10 protein-coding genes are annotated in these 18288 nt (G+C 44.6%); 4 read left to right on the top strand and 6 right to left on the bottom strand.

Translation table 11 applies throughout. The annotated features are described in order from the left end of the window. Positions 1-97: 97 nt before the first annotated feature. From F3J22_RS25110 to F3J22_RS25100, 3 genes are read right to left on the bottom strand one after another with little or no spacing between them, the layout of a single operon-like run. Positions 98-1921, bottom strand: coding sequence for an ImmA/IrrE family metallo-endopeptidase (locus F3J22_RS25110; RefSeq protein ID WP_167020665.1), 1824 nt, complete (start codon positions 1919-1921; stop codon positions 98-100). Next, on the bottom strand, positions 1918-2394 hold the full coding sequence (locus F3J22_RS25105) for a hypothetical protein (RefSeq protein WP_167020664.1): 477 nt from the start codon (positions 2392-2394) through the stop codon (positions 1918-1920). Before F3J22_RS25105 ends, F3J22_RS25110 begins: the two co-directional genes overlap by 4 nt. 2 nt (positions 2395-2396) lie before the next feature. After that, entirely contained in the window at positions 2397-2987 is a 591-nt protein-coding gene (locus F3J22_RS25100; RefSeq protein WP_167020663.1) for a hypothetical protein, read from the bottom strand. A 406-nt stretch (positions 2988-3393) separates the two neighbouring features. Between F3J22_RS25100 and F3J22_RS25095 the strand changes: the two genes are divergently transcribed. The 4 genes from F3J22_RS25095 to F3J22_RS25080 all read left to right on the top strand — a co-directional run bounded on the left by F3J22_RS25095 (position 3394) and on the right by F3J22_RS25080 (position 11926). Next, entirely contained in the window at positions 3394-5850 is a 2457-nt protein-coding gene (locus tag F3J22_RS25095) for a TonB-dependent receptor (protein WP_240155169.1), read from the top strand. Positions 5851-6154: 304 nt separating this feature from the next. Next, positions 6155-8047, top strand: coding sequence for an RICIN domain-containing protein (locus tag F3J22_RS25090; protein WP_167020662.1), 1893 nt, complete (start codon positions 6155-6157; stop codon positions 8045-8047). Positions 8048-8225: 178 nt separating this feature from the next. Then, on the top strand, positions 8226-10658 hold the full coding sequence (locus F3J22_RS25085) for an outer membrane beta-barrel family protein (RefSeq protein ID WP_167020661.1): 2433 nt from the start codon (positions 8226-8228) through the stop codon (positions 10656-10658). A gap of 278 nt (positions 10659-10936) precedes the next feature. Continuing rightward, the gene (locus tag F3J22_RS25080) at positions 10937-11926 is read left to right on the top strand and encodes a S1C family serine protease (protein ID WP_167020660.1); all 990 of its coding nucleotides are present in this window, start codon (positions 10937-10939) and stop codon (positions 11924-11926) included. 70 nt (positions 11927-11996) lie between these two features. On the opposite strand, the gene F3J22_RS25075 is transcribed toward F3J22_RS25080, so the two are convergent. The 3 genes from F3J22_RS25075 to F3J22_RS25065 all read right to left on the bottom strand — a co-directional run bounded on the left by F3J22_RS25075 (position 11997) and on the right by F3J22_RS25065 (position 18143). Beyond that, positions 11997-12632 (bottom strand): nucleotidyl transferase AbiEii/AbiGii toxin family protein, encoded by a 636-nt coding sequence (locus F3J22_RS25075; RefSeq protein WP_167020659.1) that lies wholly within the window; start codon positions 12630-12632, stop codon positions 11997-11999. Positions 12633-13057: 425 nt separating this feature from the next. After that, positions 13058-14725: a RagB/SusD family nutrient uptake outer membrane protein gene (locus tag F3J22_RS25070; RefSeq protein ID WP_167020658.1), complete on the bottom strand. Its 1668-nt coding sequence runs from the start codon at positions 14723-14725 to the stop codon at positions 13058-13060. 19 nt (positions 14726-14744) lie between these two features. Further along, on the bottom strand, positions 14745-18143 hold the full coding sequence (locus F3J22_RS25065) for a TonB-dependent receptor (protein WP_205195557.1): 3399 nt from the start codon (positions 18141-18143) through the stop codon (positions 14745-14747). Positions 18144-18288: the final 145 nt, after the last annotated feature.

The raw sequence follows: 18288 nt of genomic DNA, 5'->3' as shown, positions 1-18288 counted from the left end.
AAGTTTAATGCTTCAGGGGGCATTTTTTCTTCAGTTATAGCAGCATGGTACTATGTTTCTGCTAATGTTTACCAGTTGTACTATGATATTGTTCTTTTTATTTTTGGTTTATTAGTAGTTGAGTGATTTTTACAGCGTGTGAGCCATTGGGATCGGTCCAGGCAATGTAAGGGAATGCAATGACAGGATGGTCGAGGCATTGTTCATTGATCTCCAGCGAATTGGGGCCACAGGATGTATTACTGATCGCAATATGACCATTCCCGTTTATCCGGTTAGTATACCACTGTTCTGTGAGCATTAATACCGGAATATCAAGAGCCGATGCACTGTAAGCGTTGCTTGCACTTATATACTGTATGATCTGTCTGTTGAAAAACTCTTTACCATCAGGACTTTGTAGCTTGAATGCCAGTCCGCTTTCGAAGTCAACTCCGCCTATGAAGAGGTCATCATTAGATATGAATGCAGATGGAGATCTGGCCGTTTTATAACCCAGATTAAGTTGTGAGATAGTCTGGCCATTTTTGGTACTTAATAATACGATGTATCCTTTCGTTGATTTGACAACTACCTGGAAATAATCATTGAACCATACTGCTGCCGGTGATTCTGTTGCAATTACATCATTAATTTGGGTGCTGTCCCAGTGCTGACCATTTGCACTTGTTGCAATTATAGGATGGTCGCTGGAATCCAGCCAGGCGGCATAAACCTGATCATTGTGTACTGCAATTGCCGGAGCGCTGGCGATTGGATAATTTAGCACGGAAAGTGTGGTAAACTGTTTACCATCATTACTTTTTCTAATTACCAGGTGTTGATCAGCATTGACATTAGCCAGATAGATTGTTTGCCCCGAAATAGCTAATGCCGGTGGATAGTTGCTGGATTCAGGAAGCTGTACAGGCGGGGCTGTATGGCAATTTAGTTGAGAATACTGAAGTGGGAATGGACCGGAATAAAAAATGAATTCACCAATTATCTTTTTATCTGAAGTTATTAATTTGTCTTTATCAGTTTTAGTGAGTTTTATTATACTGTCGTTGTACGGTATTTCAAGTTCAATTGTTGAGTAACTCTCCGTGATTTTTTTCCCGGCTCCCACTTTAACCAGGGTGTCACCATCTTTAAAGAATAATTCAGTTGACTCATTATAATAAATCCTGGGTTGTCCTGAAAATATTTTGCGCCCTGCGGCAAACAGATAAAATTCTCCCATTACCTGTTTATCATTAAAAGGTTTAATAAGCGTACCAGGGTTGATGTAATAGAAAGAATTTTCATAGACATTGCGGAGAAAAGTTAATTGACTCACGCCTGTACCTAACGTGACGGCACTGGATCGTTGCAGGGGAGATCCATGGTGAGAGATTTTATAGAATCCAAAATCGCCAAGAAACTGTGCGGTATTCGTAAGGTCTTGTGCAAATGATGGGGTAATGATTCCGGATTTATATAGCACATAACCCGCCAGATAATCTGCCTGCAATTCAAATGAGTTTTTATTGTTGTCATCTGCATAGAATTTATTGTTGGGGTCCAGATATTGGTATAGATGGGCTAATTCATGTGCCACCAGGAATGCGATCATTAATTTACCATTGGGGCGGCTAAGAATACTGTTTATCAATGGAACCCCAAGATAGATGTCGTGATCACCAGGTAAGTTATTGGCGTAAGCATTTTTGACGTTTGGCAAATATTTAACCTTGCATTGTACATTGTAAATTGTGGAAAGACGATCGTAATATTTGCTTATCAGGGAGTCTGTTTCAGAGGAACCACTGCTGAGACCTGCTTTATTTGTTGTGGCCATTACCGCGGTGGAACCATCATCTTGTACAGCACACTGAGCAAACCCTTTATTGAGTTGAATTGTACAAATTGTGATAATTAATATGGTAATAAATCTTCTCATTTGTGTGGAATTGGGAAGGTGGTATTAAGATCATTCAGACATTTTTCATCCATAGTTATCCATTGTATAGTAGTAGATGGATTCGCTGCGGTCGAATTGAAATCCCCCTGGTTGTTGATGAAGTGAACATACCATCCATGTTCATCAAGTTTTACGGAGTCGGCCATGGATACACCTTGCAGGTTATTGAACTGAACGGAGAATATGGTTTTTTTCGGACACTTTTCGTCTGCTGTTGCTGCAGATGTTGAAAAGTTTGATCCCGGATGTTTGCATTGATTGTCAAATGCAATTCCCACGATGCCTGTCCATTTGAAAATTCGTTCTTCTCCTGTACAATTAATTTTTAGTTTTACCTGGTTTTTGTCGATGTAGACAATTTTTCCATAGAATTGATGACGCCCGTCATTGACGTAATCGGCCTTTACGACAAATGTCATCAAAAGTAAAAAGGCGCTGATAATATATTTCATAGTTATTTAATTTGAGTTTTAAACCTGATAACATCACTTTTAGGTATACGATCTATAATCGGAGGACTCGTAGAAATATCTTCAGTTGTATCAAATATGTAAATGAAATCCTTATCGATCAGCAGTAACCGATAGCGGGCCATTGGTGGTATCGTCTCAGTTTTAGTTTCAAGTTGTGTAATAACAGGCAATGAACTTGTAGTACGTGACATGTCGCGGGAAGCCTGATCTTGTCCGGCATGGCGGGCAAGCGGGAAAATCAGCAGTAGTATTGCTAATAGCAGGAGGTAGGCTATGGGCGTCCGGAAAAGCAGGAAACGGTTCCATCTTCTTTTGATCGCAATGAGTTCGAAGACCAGCAGCAGTACTGTAAGCAGGTATGGGATTAATAATGACGGGTGATTCGTAATCATGATCATACCTTTATAAATCACATACATTGCGCTAAAATCCAGGCTCTCAAACTTAATTCCAAAGACCTGGAAATAAGCATCTATGGATACCAGGCCGCCGGCTAATACAATAAAAGAGATCAGGAAAAGTTCGTCTTTAATATTACCGAACCGAGGTGTTTTGTTGTCGTTTTCAGGCATAAGTTTTAGGGATGGAGTTTTAAAATTTGCTGGGAAATGATTGCTAAAATTGATGGACAGATTTTCTGTCAGTATATTAACTGGAATATCCTGTAAAACAGATTATAAATAGTGTGCTGATACCAGGGTATTTAATCTCAATAGTATTTGCAATAAACATCACTTCAGTATTTTCTTAACGTGTTAGCTTGGGGGATGTATGTTTATTTATTGGATATAATATTAGGTATATATGATTGAATATTGAATTAAAATCGGGCAAATGCATAATTTAACTGGTAAACGTTCGCTTAAAGGGGGTAAATGTTTGATTTGGTGACAATTGTTCCCGGTTGCGTAATAACTTTTCCCGATCCGACATGACAAGAATATTCAGATGCCTCAATTTTGCAGGAAATCTGAATTTATGGTACGCCGGTTTGGCTTTGTAATTTTCAATACAATAGTAATTTGTTTGTCGCTGATGGCCACTTTGAGTGCCTATGCCCTGGATGACGAAGCAGAAAAAAATGGTACGATCCGCGGAAAGGTAATAACCGCTGATGCCAAGCCTGCACAGGAAGTAATGATTGTGCTGGCAGAACCAAATGTATCTACTACCACCGGAAATGATGGTAGTTTCACCTTCCGCCACGTGGCTCCCGGAAAATATCACCTGCTGATTACACTGGCCGGCTATAGCACCATCACGGAAGAAGTGACGGTGGAGGCAGGTAAAACAGCCACCGTTTCTTTGAAACTGGAGGCTTCCAGTAAAGCTTTGAAAGAAGTAGTGATAACGGGTAACCATAATAAGCTCATCCGTAGCAGTACCTACGATGTGGCTAAAATTCCTTTAAAGAACTTAGAGAATCCCCAGGTTTATACGACTATCACCAAAGATCTGCTGCAGCAGCAACAGGTATTTTCTGTGGATGATGCCATGCAGAACGCGACGGGCGTTACCAAGATGTGGGATGCTACGGGTCGTGGTGGTGATGGTGGCGGCTACTATAATATGCGTGGCTTCGTGGTACAGAGCCAGCTGCGTAACGGCGTGGCGGGTAATGTAACCTCCCGTATTGATGCTGCCAACCTGGAAAGAATAGAAGTGATCAAAGGGCCCTCTGCCACCTTATTTGGTAGTAGCCTTACCAGTTACGGTGGTTTGATCAACCGCGTCACCAAAAAGCCATATGACCATTTCGGTGGCGAAGTAGGCTTTGCTGCCGGTAGCTTCGGTTTTAACCGCTTCAATGCCGATATCAATACGCCGCTGGACAAAAACCATGATGTGCTGATGCGCGTCAACGCGGCATACAATTATGAAAACTCATTCCAGGACTACGGCTTCAGCAGAAGTGTAGCCGTGGCGCCAAGTCTTTCCTACCGCGTAAATGACCGCCTGTCCTTTAACTTCGATGCAGAATACATGGCAGGCCAGAATACCGGTTTAAGCGCGTTTTTCTTCTCTTACGGCCAGCCGATCAGTGCTTTGGGTACCAATCGTGCAGATAAGCTCAATATAGATTATAACCGTGCCTATGCCATGAATGATCTGTACCAGACTTATCGTAATACGAACCTCTTCGGTCAGATGACCTACAGCCTGTCGCCGCAATGGACCATGCAGACGAACGTCACTACTACCAGCAGCTATTCTGACGGACCTTCTCCATATTTCTATCTCCTGACAGATGCACAGGTGAAAAATGATCCCACAGCAGTAGGTAACGGCTATATTTCCCGCAACGACCAGTTCACCGATAACAGCCATGACAACGTAGTGGAACTCCAGCATAATTTTAATGGTGACTTCCATATCGGCAGCCTCAGGAATCGTTTTGTGGGCGGTGTCGATTTCTTCCATCATAATTCCAACCAGTTCTTTGGTGGTAATACTTATGATACCATTTATGCCAAAGGTGTTATCCCTACCTATAGTGATTTCAACCGCAGGAACCTTGACAAGGTATATGCTGAAAAAGGATTGTCTTTCACCTATCCGGCACATTATATCACCAATACCTACAGTGCCTACGTTTCCGATGTACTTAACATTACGGATAACCTCCTCGTGCAGGCAGGGCTGCGTATAGACTACTTCGATAACAAAGGCAGCTACGTAGACTCACTGGGTACTTACCAGAACGGTTATAACCAGACGGCTTTATCTCCCAAATTCGGGATCGTATACCAGCCACTGAAAGATAAAATTTCCTTATTCGCCAACTATCAGAATGGCTTTACCAACAAAGCCGGTGTTAACCTTGACGGCAAGGCATTTAAGCCGGAACAGGCTAACCAGCTGGAAGGTGGCGTAAAGGTGGCTTTCCTGCAGGATAAAATTACCGGAACAATCAGCTATTACGATATCAAAGTGACAGATATTATCCGTCCTTCCCCGGTGAATCCTAATGTTTCCGTACAGGACGGTACCCAATACAGTAAAGGTGTGGAAGTAGAAGTGGTGGCACATCCGGTAAATGGCCTCGACATCGTGGCAGGTTATGCCTACAATGACTCCAGGTACGAAAAAACGGAGAAAAACCTGGAAGGACTTCGTCCGGCAACAGCAGGATCTCCATCCGTTGCCAACCTCTGGGTGAGCTATCGTATTCAGCAGGGAGCAGTAAAAGGCCTTGGCTTTGGTGTGGGCGGCAATTATGCCAGCGACAACAAAGTGGTAAATGACAAATCATTAGGTTATTTTATTCTGCCTTCCTACACAATCCTCAACGGTAGTATCTTTTATGAAAATAGCCGTTTCAGGGTAGGTTTCAAACTCAACAACATTACAGATAAACACTACTGGATCGGATATTCTACCGTTAATCCGCAGAAAACACGCAACTTCAGCGGCAGTATTGCCTTTAAATTTTAAATGCCGGCAAAGTACAAGCTGCTGACATTTTCATCTACAATATGCTTCACCAGGTGGCCGGACAATTTTGTCCGGCCATCCTGTTTATTATAATTTATGAAGAGAATAAATGTGTCAACTGCCACCAAGATGCAGTTGGAAAAGAGGCCGGAAAAATTTTTACTGATGTAATTTCCTGATTCTCGTTGTATTGAGAAACGGCCGTCATTTGCAAGGGTACTATTTTACAGGTGTTGCTTGTGGAATAGGAAATAAATTACAATATTGTCTGATATTTCCCCATTTTACCAAAATCTAAGTAACAATGAAAAAAAGTCTACGCACAAGGCTATACGCCTGTTTGTGGTGCCTGGGCATGTTTGTTTTCCTGATGCCTGAGCACACAAACGCACAAGGGGCCGCCCCTTCCGAACATCTTGTTTTTTCTTTTCCCGCAGATGCCGTTTTAAAAATGCACAAGGTGAAAATTGTGCAATCGGCCTACACGGAATATTTTGAAATGAACAGCTTTACCAGTGGCTATGCAGGCTTGCAGCAAACGCCCGACAGCAGTAAAGGCAGTTCTCACACGCTGATCTCTTCTCTTTGGGACCCCAACACCAGCGCCGGGATTTATTCCAGTGTGGCCTACCAGGCCTCCAATACCTATACCGGCAGGTTCGGTGGGGAAGGAGACGGTTACCAGAGTATCAACCCGTATAACTGGGTGATGAATACCTGGTACAACCAGGTGATCAGGGCCTGGAAATCTAACGGGCAGCTATATGTGGCTACATTTATGAACAACCTGAGTACCAATCAATGGTTCCATACGGTTACCCTGGCAATGCCGGCGCCTTCTAATTTCCTGGGATCAGGTAACGACGCCTTCCTCGAAAACTGGGACAGCAACGTGAAGTGGAACGGGGCTTTTGTTCGTAAGGCCTTCTTTAAAGACTGCTGGAACCTGAATACTTCAGGTGTATGGCAGAAGCATACCAGCCGCTATTTCAGTGCCAATGCCGGCGATTCGGCGCGCAATGGTATTTATGACAGGGCATTCGATGCGGGCTATGATTCCACAGAAGATGCCTACTATATGGTGCATGGTGGCAGTACTACTCCCGGTGCAGGTTTTGGTACAGGACGTACGCTGACATTACCTGCGCAAACCAACCAGGGTACAGCTCCCGTGATTACGGCGGGTGTAATTTCCTCGGTGACAGCATCCTATGCTTCCGGCATTACAACTGTCAACTGGACGAACGATAATACTACTTCGCCACAATTATCTGCCAAAGTAGAAATCCTGGATGCAGGCGGAACAGTATTATACACCCAGCAGGACACCCTGCCACAAAAACGTAGTACCACGTTTATGGCTACACTGAGCGCGGGTTCCTATACTGCAAGGGTAACGGTAAGGGATATATTCAATAATTTGTCGGCCGCAGTCACCGGCAGTTTCACTGTGAGCGGCAGAGGTACAGACACTACCTTCTATAAATTTAAGAACGCCTACAGTAACCTGTACCTCGGTGTAAAAGACAGCAGCACGGCCAATTCGGCCACGATATCACAGTATGCAGGCAGCAATAGCTATAACCTTCAGTGGTATGCAAGCACCCAGAGCAATGGCTCCATAGTGCTGATCAACCGCCGGAGTGGTAAGGCGCTGGACTTACCGGGAAGTGCGCAAACAGCAGGTACTCATCCAATTCAGTATACTGTTACCAATGGCACCAACCAGCAATGGAACCTGGTAGTCGCTACAGGAAGTACTTTCCTGATACAGAGTAATATGTCTAACCATTATGTGCTGGATGATTCTGCGAGCAGTACCTTGCAGGGCACAGGCATTATTCTGTATGCTGCTTCCGGAACCAGTGGCTCGGCGAACCAGCAATGGTACCAGGAATCTGTCAGCAGCGGGCTGAGTTCCCTGAGCGGTGCCGCTGTGAGTGCGGCGCTGATGCCTGCTCCCCCTGTTACCGCTTCTGTCCTGCAGGTATTTCCAAACCCCGCTGTCAATGTGGTAAATATTACCTGTAAGAAGATGAATGCCAAAATGTGGATCTGGTTTTATGATGTACCGGGAAGAGTAGTAAAGCGTGTAGCCGTTACCGGTAGTCCTATGCAAGTGGATATTTCATCGTTGTTGCCAGGAACTTATTTTGTGAAGTACGGCAACGAAACAGTGACGTTTGTAAAAGAATGATAGCATAAGTCTGATGAAAAATGCCTGTCTGTACCCTATACAGACAGGCATTTTTATGTATAATATCACCTATTTTACCCTTTCTTATCGAGTGGGCTGCAACCATTGGTACGTCACTGCATCTTTATTAGAGACCCTATTTTGCAAAGAGGTTTTGCAACCAAAATTAAGCAACCAAATGGATAGATTACGTTTACTGCTTTTGCTGGTACTGACTGGAAGTGGCCCCCTGCGTGCACAGCAGTTGTTGAACATTGAAAAAGCACCGTCTACGGTGGTCTTAAAGCTTACAGGTCCTAAAGGTGAGCCCGTTCCTTTTGCCCGCGTAGCGTTGTATAAGAAGGATAATGCAGTTAATCCGTTATATACACGCAGTACCGATTCCACAGGAAGCTGTCAGCTGGAGATTCATCCTGATGTTGCCTATATGATCCGGACAAGTCATCTCCTTTACAGGGATACTACGTTATTGGCAGATTTCGGGAAAATACTTCCGGGAGGCAAGTGGGTATTGCAGTTACAGGAAGTGACTGGCACCCGCCTGAAGGAAGTCACCGTAAATGGCCGGCCGCCATTCATGGAACGTAAGATTGACCGTGTGGTTTTCAATATTGAAAGCAGCGTCAACACTATTGGTACGGATGCTTTGGAAGCTTTGCGGCAATTGCCGGGTGTCAGTATTACAAACGACCAGCTGGGTATCATTGGCAAAGGAAGTGTCAATGTACTGATGAATGGCAGGATGGTACAGCTTTCCGGGCAGGACCTCGCCAATATGCTCCGTTCTATCCCCTCAGATCAGCTTTCAAAAATTGAAGTGATCACCAACCCCCCAGCACAATATGATGCTGCCGGTAATGCAGGTCTGATCAATATTATCACTAAAAAAAGAACTTCCAGTGGCTTCGATGGCCTTGTATCTGTAGGCTACCGGCAAACAACTTATGGTACGGGTAATGCAGGCATCAACCTGAACTGGTCTGCCCCTAAACTCAACAGCCGCCTTGGTCTTAACTACAGTAACGGATCTACGGCCCGTCAGGACCTGCACAATATCAACTTCCCTGATCTGCGCTGGCAAACGGAAAATAACATTAAAACAAATGCAGGCAGGTTTTTTGGAGAAGCAGGCCTCGATTATATTATCAACCGGAATACCTTGATTGGCGCCACTTACCGCATCGCTTCCAGTGATGTTATCATGAACCAGCACATCCGCAATACTTTCGCAGCAAAAGATAATATCGAAGACTCAACTATCCGTACCCTCAGTCGCAATCAGCAACAGCCAATTGCACACGGACTCAATCTGCATATGGACTCGAAACTGGATACTGCCGGAAAGAAACTGACGGTTGATGCCGATTATTTATATTACAATAAATCGCAGCAACTGGATTTATCTGCCGGTACATGGATGCCTGCTAATCCTGCATTTCCTGTCAATAGTTATTCGCTGCAGATATTATCTCCACAGGAAATAAAATTATATACCATGCAGGCAGATGTACAACTACCGTTCAAAATTTTACGCCTTGCCTTCGGTGGTAAATTATCTTTTATTGAAAACAACAGCGCTACTGGATTTTATTGGATGGAACATGCTGTTTCCAAAGCGGATAGTGGCCGGAGCAATACATTTATTTACAAAGAAAATACGCAGGCATTATATGCAGATGCTGCCGGGAAGTTTGGTAAATGGGAACTGAAAGCAGGTCTGAGGGCAGAATATACACAGGTAGATGGTTTGTCCGTATATGACGGGTCGCACAACAAGCAACAATATCTGCAACTTTTTCCCACCTTTTATTTAATGCGTGGACTTGGTAAGGATAACGATCTTTCATTTTCATATGGTAGGAGAATCAGCCGCCCTTCCTTTATGCAGCTGAGCCCTTTCCGCTGGTATACTAATCTCTACAGTTACAGCGAGGGGAATCCTTTCCTGCAGCCATCCTATAGCCATAATTTTGAGCTCGGCGCTAATCATAAAAACTGGCTGTCCGGTAGTGTATATGTTAACGTTAGTACCAATGGATTCAGCGGACTTTCGCTCCCGGACTCCAATAGTCTGACAGTGGCTACCGTGCAACGGAATTTTCTACAGACAACCTCCACAGGTTTTTCCGGAACGGTAACGGTGAGGGGTATACGCTGGCTGGAGAGCAATAACGAGGTGGATGTTTACTATGTAAGGTCTGTTTCACATGATGCCGCTGTAGGTAATACTACCGGATGGGGTGGGTATATCAGCAGTAACAACAACTTTGTTTTAAACGGTAGCAGGACCCTGATGGGAGTAGTGAGTATATCTTATCAGTTCCCGCAAATGCAGGGTTACATGTACTCAAATGCCTACTATTACATCAATGCAGGCATGAAAATGATGTTGTATAAGAAGCGTTTAATTGTTGCACTCAATGCCAGTGATATTTTCAGAACATTTACACCGGGATATAGTAGTAAAGTAAACGGTGTACAACAACGATTCAGCAGTTATGATGACTATAGATACCTGCGCCTGAATCTCAATTATAAATTTGGTAATAATAAGTCCAAAAACCGTAATACCAACAATAGTAACAAACAGGAAGAACAGCGGTTAAACTAGCATACGAATGATTAATTTCCATAGCGATGTCAGCCTTATGCCGGCATCAAACTTAATGCTGATCAGCTGCTATGCCTTTTTTTCATCTACATAAAACATCTAGCTAAAACTAAAATCATTATAAAACAATACTTTATCTCATCTACCTGAAAAATACCTTAAAAACATACGGACAAAAAGTCCAGTGGCCATTTCATAAATGTGGCTGCTACCTGCCATAATTACGCCGGCAGTCGTCAGGATTGATTATTGTGGAGATTTATTGAGGAGATTTTCATATGATAACAGATCAGGAACTAAATTTTGTTGCTGAAAAAGACCGGCAACTCCTGGACGCCTACTCATCCATGGTGACAGGCGTCGTAAAGCATGCAGCGCAGTCGGTAACCCATATAAAAATAGAGAAGAAGGGCCGTGATCCACGGACGAAGCAGGTCGTAGATCAGCAGGCTTCCGGCTCCGGCTTTGTCATATCTTCTGATGGGTTTATCGTTACCAACAACCATGTGATCGAAGGGGCGGATACCATCAAGGTGGCTTTTGCTGACCAGACAGAATACAGCGCTTCCATTACAGGCGCCGATCCAGCCACGGACATTGCGGTTATCAAAGTTTATGATGGTAACCTGAAGCCATTGAAGTTTGGTAATTCTGACCTGCTGGAACCCGGGCAGATAGCCATTGCCATTGGTAATCCGATGGGGTTGCAGCATACGGTGACTACCGGTGTGGTCAGTGCGCTTGGCAGAACGCTCCGTGCAAAAAATGGCCGGCTGATAGATGATGTCATTCAGACGGATGCCGCACTGAATCCCGGTAATAGTGGCGGGCCACTGGTGGATTCAGAAGGGAACGTCATCGGGGTAAATACTGCCGTGATCTCAGCAGCGCAGGGACTTTGTTTTGCGATATCGTCCAACCTGGCAGCCTATATTGCCGGCAAGTTAATCATCCACGGAAGGGTGAAACGCGCACAGCTGGGGATTGCCGGGCAGCTCGTTAATCTGACGCCTCGCATCACGGTGGCCAATAACCTGCAAACCAAAACAGGGGTGTATGTTTATGAAGTTCATGCAGATGCCAACGTCTATAACAACCAGCTCCGCAGTGGTGATATCATTGTGGCGTTCGATGGTAAACCCGTAGCAAGTATCGACAACCTGCACAAATACCTCACAGAAGAAGTTACCGGCAAACAAAGCATCGTAACGGTTTTGCGCGGTGGAAGGAAGCAGGATATACATGTTATCCCGGGAGAGTTAAAGTAAATTTTTTAAAAAAGAAGGCGCAGCAAATGATCATTTGCTGCGCCTTCTTTAACTGTTGGTAATAACTTTGTTATATTTTATTAAATAGTTTCTGAGGATGAAGGGCCATCTGATTTAGGCGGTCTTTTATTTTTTGCCACGAATAATCTCCATCCAGCATTATAATGGGTTCGTTAAAATCAATATCGTTATGATAATCCAGCGCCTTAAGAACCATTACAGGATTTCTGGAGGCATACTTTTCACAATATGCCTCTACCATATCAGATAAAGTAAGGAATGAAGAAAGATAGGCAATGTCTATAAAATCCTTTAAACGCGTTCCATTTCCAGTAATTGCATTTAGCTTCATGGCTGCGATGTCTTTAAGGCTAGCCATTCGTACATTTTCTTCTACAATTATTGGATTGACCGTAGGATATACATGTGCAATTAAATCTACTTTTACGTCCTGAATCCATCCCTTAATAGTATTTTTAGATTGAAAATCTACCTGGAAACTATAATTGTTCTCCAGTTCTGTTAAAAGCTCATTTTCATTAAATGGAGCAGCTGTGAAAAAATCCAGATCAATGCTGATACGATGGCCGATTTGTAATGAAAGAGCGGTTCCTCCTGCGAGGAAAAAATCTTTCAAAATATCATCTTGCATTAATTTTTTTAGGAGTTCCAATGTAGATTCCCTGACTGTTTCTTTCCGTAGCATTTCAGATCGGATAATGGTATGTTAAATTGATGGCTTACAAAATTCATATCTTTTTCATTGAGATACGATAACCCTTTTATTGTTTCAACAACATCTTCAATGCCATATAAGTTTAACATGGCGTACCAATCGTTGGGCCAACCTCGTTCAATTACACGTTGAACAACTACGTTGCGCATACTCATAAAATCTAATCGCGATTTATCATACTCCCAAAAAAGTGAAGTATTAATTTGCGCATTGGGGAAATTCCGGTAATTATCGAAAAACATATAAATATTTAATGTGTATTTTTCTTACTATTATTACGAAAATACGAAAAACTCCCCAAAATATGTAGCATACTGCATATTTTGGGGAGTTTTTAATGACAGAAGGCGCAGCAAATGATCATTTGCTGCGCCTTCTTTTTTATTGATACCTGTTTACCAGCCTGTATTCTGTGGTGCCAGGTTCGGATTTAAATTCATTTGCTGCAATGGAATAGGCAGCAGGTACATTTTATCGTTCCAGGTACGGGAAGGTATCGCATACGGCTGTACGTAGTAATCGCTGTTTACCCGCACATTGCTTACATCATAGGTATATTGTGCGCGCATGGCCGGCAGCAGCTTCATGCCCAGCATGGTTTCGTTATTGTTGATCAGCGTACCGGCTTTCCATCTGTGGAGGTCATCGAAGCGGAAACCTTCCGTAGCCAGCTCAATCCTGCGTTCTCTTCTGATCTCATCTATCAATACCGGTACATTCGGGAAATGCGATTGCGGATCACGTTGCAGTGCTCCGAGCGTCATATGTGGCATGCCTGCTCTGTCGCGCAGCTTATTGATGGTGTTGTCCAGCACATCCTGCGTACAGGTTCCCAGTTCAGCCCTGGCTTCTGCTTCGATCAGCAGTGTTTCTGCATAGCGGAAGATGAAGAAGTCGAACGTGGAGTTGTTGGCATTCCATGCGCTGATACTGGAGGAGCGACCTTTTATCGGCTGATAGCCGGTAGAAGTAACATTCGTTCCTACGCGTGGTAAGGTGATGAGATCACCGTTCAGGAAGTTGAATCCTCTGGTGGCAATGGTTTGTTTGATACGCGGATCTCTGTTGATGATTTCCATGCCGAGGGAGTCGTCGCCTTTATACAGCGGACTTAAGCCGGTAGGCAGACCATCCGTGCAGAGATAGGACCGCACGAAATCCTTGCTGTAGCCGTCGCCTGATTCACCCAGTTGTCTGTCTACGTTATTGTAGGTATTGGCAGATGCCATAAAGCGCATAGACATGATGGCTTCCGGGTTGCCTTTTAATTCATCCTGGATAAAGAGATTGTAATAATCTGATTGCGGATTGCCGGTGGAATAGATGCTGTAATTTTTTGAGTTCATCAGCTGTTCAGCGGCATCAGTAGCGGCTTGCAGATAGGTAGTTCCATCGGTGCCGGCATAATATTTACGGTAGGTGCCTTCCCATAAAGCTACCCTGGCCTTGAGGGCGAGTGCCTGGTATTTACTGAGGCGTCCGTCCTGTGAAGGGGATAAGGGCAGGTAGCTGATGGCAGTATTCAGGTCGGTCAGCACAGAGTCCATGATCTGCTGGTGCGGTGTTTTAGATCCGTACAGCAGTGATTTGCTGGTATCTGTCAGATAGCGGGTAATATACTGGACATCGCTATATGTTTTCACAAGGTTGAAATATTGCATGGCCCTGAAGAACAGCGATTCTCCCACATAGATGTTTTTTATTGAGTCTGAGATATTCGCTTTCTGGTAGCTCATCATAAAGAAGTTAACCGCCCTGATATGAGCATAGGCCGAATCATAGTTGTCCGGGTCCTTTTGCGGAACGGTATAAGTGCCTGCCAGCATGGTGTTCAGCGATTGGGGGGCTTTGTCGTCCGATTGCAGATCGGCACTTACGAGGTACTGAACAGGCAGCCAGGCATAATACTGGTTGCAATATATCTGTAAATCACCTTCGGTATTGAAAAATGTTTGCGGTGTAACGGCGCTCAGTGGCTGTCTGTCGAGGAAGGAATCCTTACGGCATGAACTGACAACGCACATCACCACAGCTATAAATAGAATATCAATCAATTTTTTCATACGAATACGTTTAAGCATTTTATAAACCAACCTGGATACCTGCCGAGAGTGTTTTGTTCAATGGGTACTGTGAATAGCCGGAAACCAGGTCCGGATCAAACCCACCGAATAAAGACGTTACTTTAAAGAGGTTTTCTCCGGTCAGGTAAACCCTTACATTTTTGATCTTCGAATTACCAAACCAGCTGTTAGGGAAATTATATCCCAGGGTGAGCTGTTTTAATCTTGCGTAGGCAGCTTTCTGAAGATATTTCGTTTGTGTCTGCTGGTTACCGGAACCGCTGAATCGTACTCTTGGGAAGTAGGCATTGGTATTTTCAGGTGTCCAGGAATTCAGCGCATATGCGTAAGGGATATTCCATTCGCCATAGGAGAAGGCGTTGAACACGGTGCTGCCAGTTGGGTCGAAATCCTGTTTCAGCAAGCCTTGTATGAAGGCGGTAAAGTCGAAGCCTTTATATTCCAGGTTGAGGTTTACGCCAAATTTGTAGCGGGGTTGTGTATTCCCGATAACGCTTAAATCGCCATGGTCTGCCAGCGTTCTTTTCCCGTCATTGATTTTATTATCGCCGTTGAGATCTTTGTATTTGATGTCGCCTGCCAGCCATTTATAACCAGCAAGTCTGCTATTGTCTACTGCCTGTGCTTCTGCATCTGTTTTATAAAATCCTTCGGTAGTGTATCCCCAGATTTCACCCATCTTTCTGCCGGCATTCAGGTCATCAATACTACCGGTAGGGTTCTGGTCGTATTTGGTGACGGTGGTTAACGCATCGGACAGGTTAACGGTGATGGCATATTTGAGTTGATTGTGCAGGATTCTATCTCTCCAGGTGATATTGAATTCCCAGCCATTGGTGCGGAGGGAAGCGGTATTCTGTTTAGGTGCGGTTGTTCCCAGTACGGCCGGCAGTTGCTGACCTGCGGTAATCAGTCCGGTAGTATTGGTAACGAAATAATCAAAGCTACCGATCAGCCTTTCGTTTAAGAGGGCATAGTCCAGACCGAAGTTGGAGGTAGCGATCTTTTCCCATGTCAGGTCGTTACGTACCAGTCCCGGAGGGGTTACTACTATACCCGGTTGATTATTGAACAGGTAGCCGGTAATACCGGTACCCATGGTAGATAGGGTAGGATAGTAGTTAGAGATAGAAATGGTATTGTCAGCAGCGCGCTGATTAGGCAGGTTACCGTAGGAAGCGCGGAGTTTCAGCTGGTTGATCAGCGTTACGTTCTGCATGAACTTTTCGCGTGAGATATCCCATCCTGCGGATACTGATGGAGAGAACACATAACGGTGTCCCTGCTGGAACCTGGAAGTTCCGTCATATCTGCCATTTACTTCCAGCAGGTATTTATCTTTATAGGCGTAGTTAACGCGGAAGAAAGTACCAATGAGGGCGTACTCTGCTTCCAGGCTGCTGATAGAAGGTTTGGGATCATTATTCAATCCTATGGATGGAATAGACGGCACGATAATATTGACAGCAGTTGGCTGTATGTTAATATAGTGGCGGTATTCCTGGTTAAAGCCGACCATGGCCTTTACGGCATGTACATTATTGAAGGTATTATCGTAGGTAGCATAACTGTTGAAGGCATAATAGGTATTGTTCCAGCGGGTTTCAATAACGCGGGAGGTTTTCGTCCATGGATATACATCCAGGAAAACGCCATTTACGCCATATTCATTGAAAGGCACCAGGTTGGCTTTATCATAATCGGTATTGCTGTTCCACGTATAGTCGGTGATGATAGACAGGTGTTTTACCGGTGTGATGGTAGCCCTTGCAGTGGCCCAGTAATCATTGACATTATCGACATCGCGGCCGGAGAGGGCGTTGATGGCCATTGGGTTGGTGAAGCTGCCCTGGCCGGAATAGTTTCCGTCGGGATGTGTTACGGGCATCACGGGGCGAAGATCGCCCGGCATCCAGGAGCCGCCGCCATTAACGAGGGTGAGTGCTGGTTTATTGTTAGTAGTACGGGTCATGCTCATATTCAGGTCGAGCGAGAGCCAGTCTGTCACCTTAGACGTCATTTTCAGGTTGGGCGTATACCGGCGAAATGCCTGGTTGGCGGATTTCTGTAGCCCGTCCTGCGCGAAATAGCCCATGCTGGCCATATAGGTCAGCTTTTCGGTACCACCGGAGAGCGAGACATTATGCTGCTGCATTGGCGCCCATCCCGGGTATAATACTTTCACCCAGTTGGTATTACCTACATAACGATAGAGGTTAGGATTGGCGGGGTCCACATACATGTCCGGATTATTTTTCGGATCGTTGTAATAAGCCATGATCATGGCAGAGTCTTTGGCTGTAAACGGACTGGTACTGGTATAACCACCAGTGATACTGCCTGTATATTGTGCCTGGTTAAAGAGGCTGAGGTATCCTTTGGAGTCGACATACTTTGGAAGATTGGCCGGTTTTGCCATGGAATAGGAGCCGGAATAGTTCAGGCTTGGTTCCCCTGTTTTTCCTCTTTTGGTGGTGATGAGAATTACGCCATAGGCAGCGCGGCCGCCATAGATGGTAGCGGAAGCAGCATCTTTCAGCACGGTTACACTCTCCACATCAGAAGGATTTATCAGGTTGGGATCGCGCTCCACGCCGTCTACGAGTACCAGCGGACTTCCTTGTCCGGCGCCGCCGATGGTAGGTAAGCCGCGGATGTTAAAGGTAGCGCTGGTTCCTGGTTGTCCGTTGCCCATGCTGACATTCAGGCCGGGTACCTGGCCCTGTAATCCGTCTGCGAGGTTCACCAGTGGCCTGTTGGCCAGTTTCTCCGAACCTACAGATGCTACGGCGCCTGTCAGGTGTACTTTCTTTGTAGAACCATAACCCACATTTACTACTACTTCTTTCAGCGTGCCGGTAGAAGCACTCAATGTAACATTTACGGTGTTGCCTTGCTGTACGGTTACTTCTTTCTGGTCGTAGCCAATAAAGGAAAATACCAGTACATCGCCGGGATTGGCATTGATGCTGTAGGTACCATCGACATTGGTGATAACACCTTTGCTGGTACCTTTGATATGGATGGATACACCCGGCAGTGCAAGCCCGGTAGAGTCGGTAACGCGGCCGTGTATATCTGCACGTTGCTGCCCTGCTGGCAGTGCTTTTACGGTAATCGTTTTTTCACTGATGTCATATGTTAAGGGCTGGTCCTTAAAACATACGTCCATGAAGTCTTTCAGCGGAGCGTTTTTCATATTTATCTCCCTGATTACTTTTGCATCAGACAACAGTTCGTCCTGGTAGAAAAACTGATAGTTCGTTTGCTTTTTTACCTGCTGAAAAATTTCTGCCAGGGATAAATTCTTCCCGTAAACAGTAACTTTCTGTGCCAGTGTTTCAGCATGGAGCTGTGTCACTGCGATCAGTATCAGCAGACTGCTTAATTTCATCATCAGCCATGATTTTGGTTTCCTTTTACGCTGGTAAAAGGTTTGTTGAGAAAGCTTGATCATATACGCGTGGAGGTTTTGGTTTTTTTGAAAACTGGTATTTAATGGGCGTAAATTTTATCCAATATTTTATTGATGGTAAACATCC

This window comes from Chitinophaga sp. Cy-1792 (assembly GCF_011752935.1).
Taxonomy (GTDB): domain Bacteria; phylum Bacteroidota; class Bacteroidia; order Chitinophagales; family Chitinophagaceae; genus Chitinophaga.
This window is presented reverse-complemented; position numbering and strand designations above follow the sequence as displayed.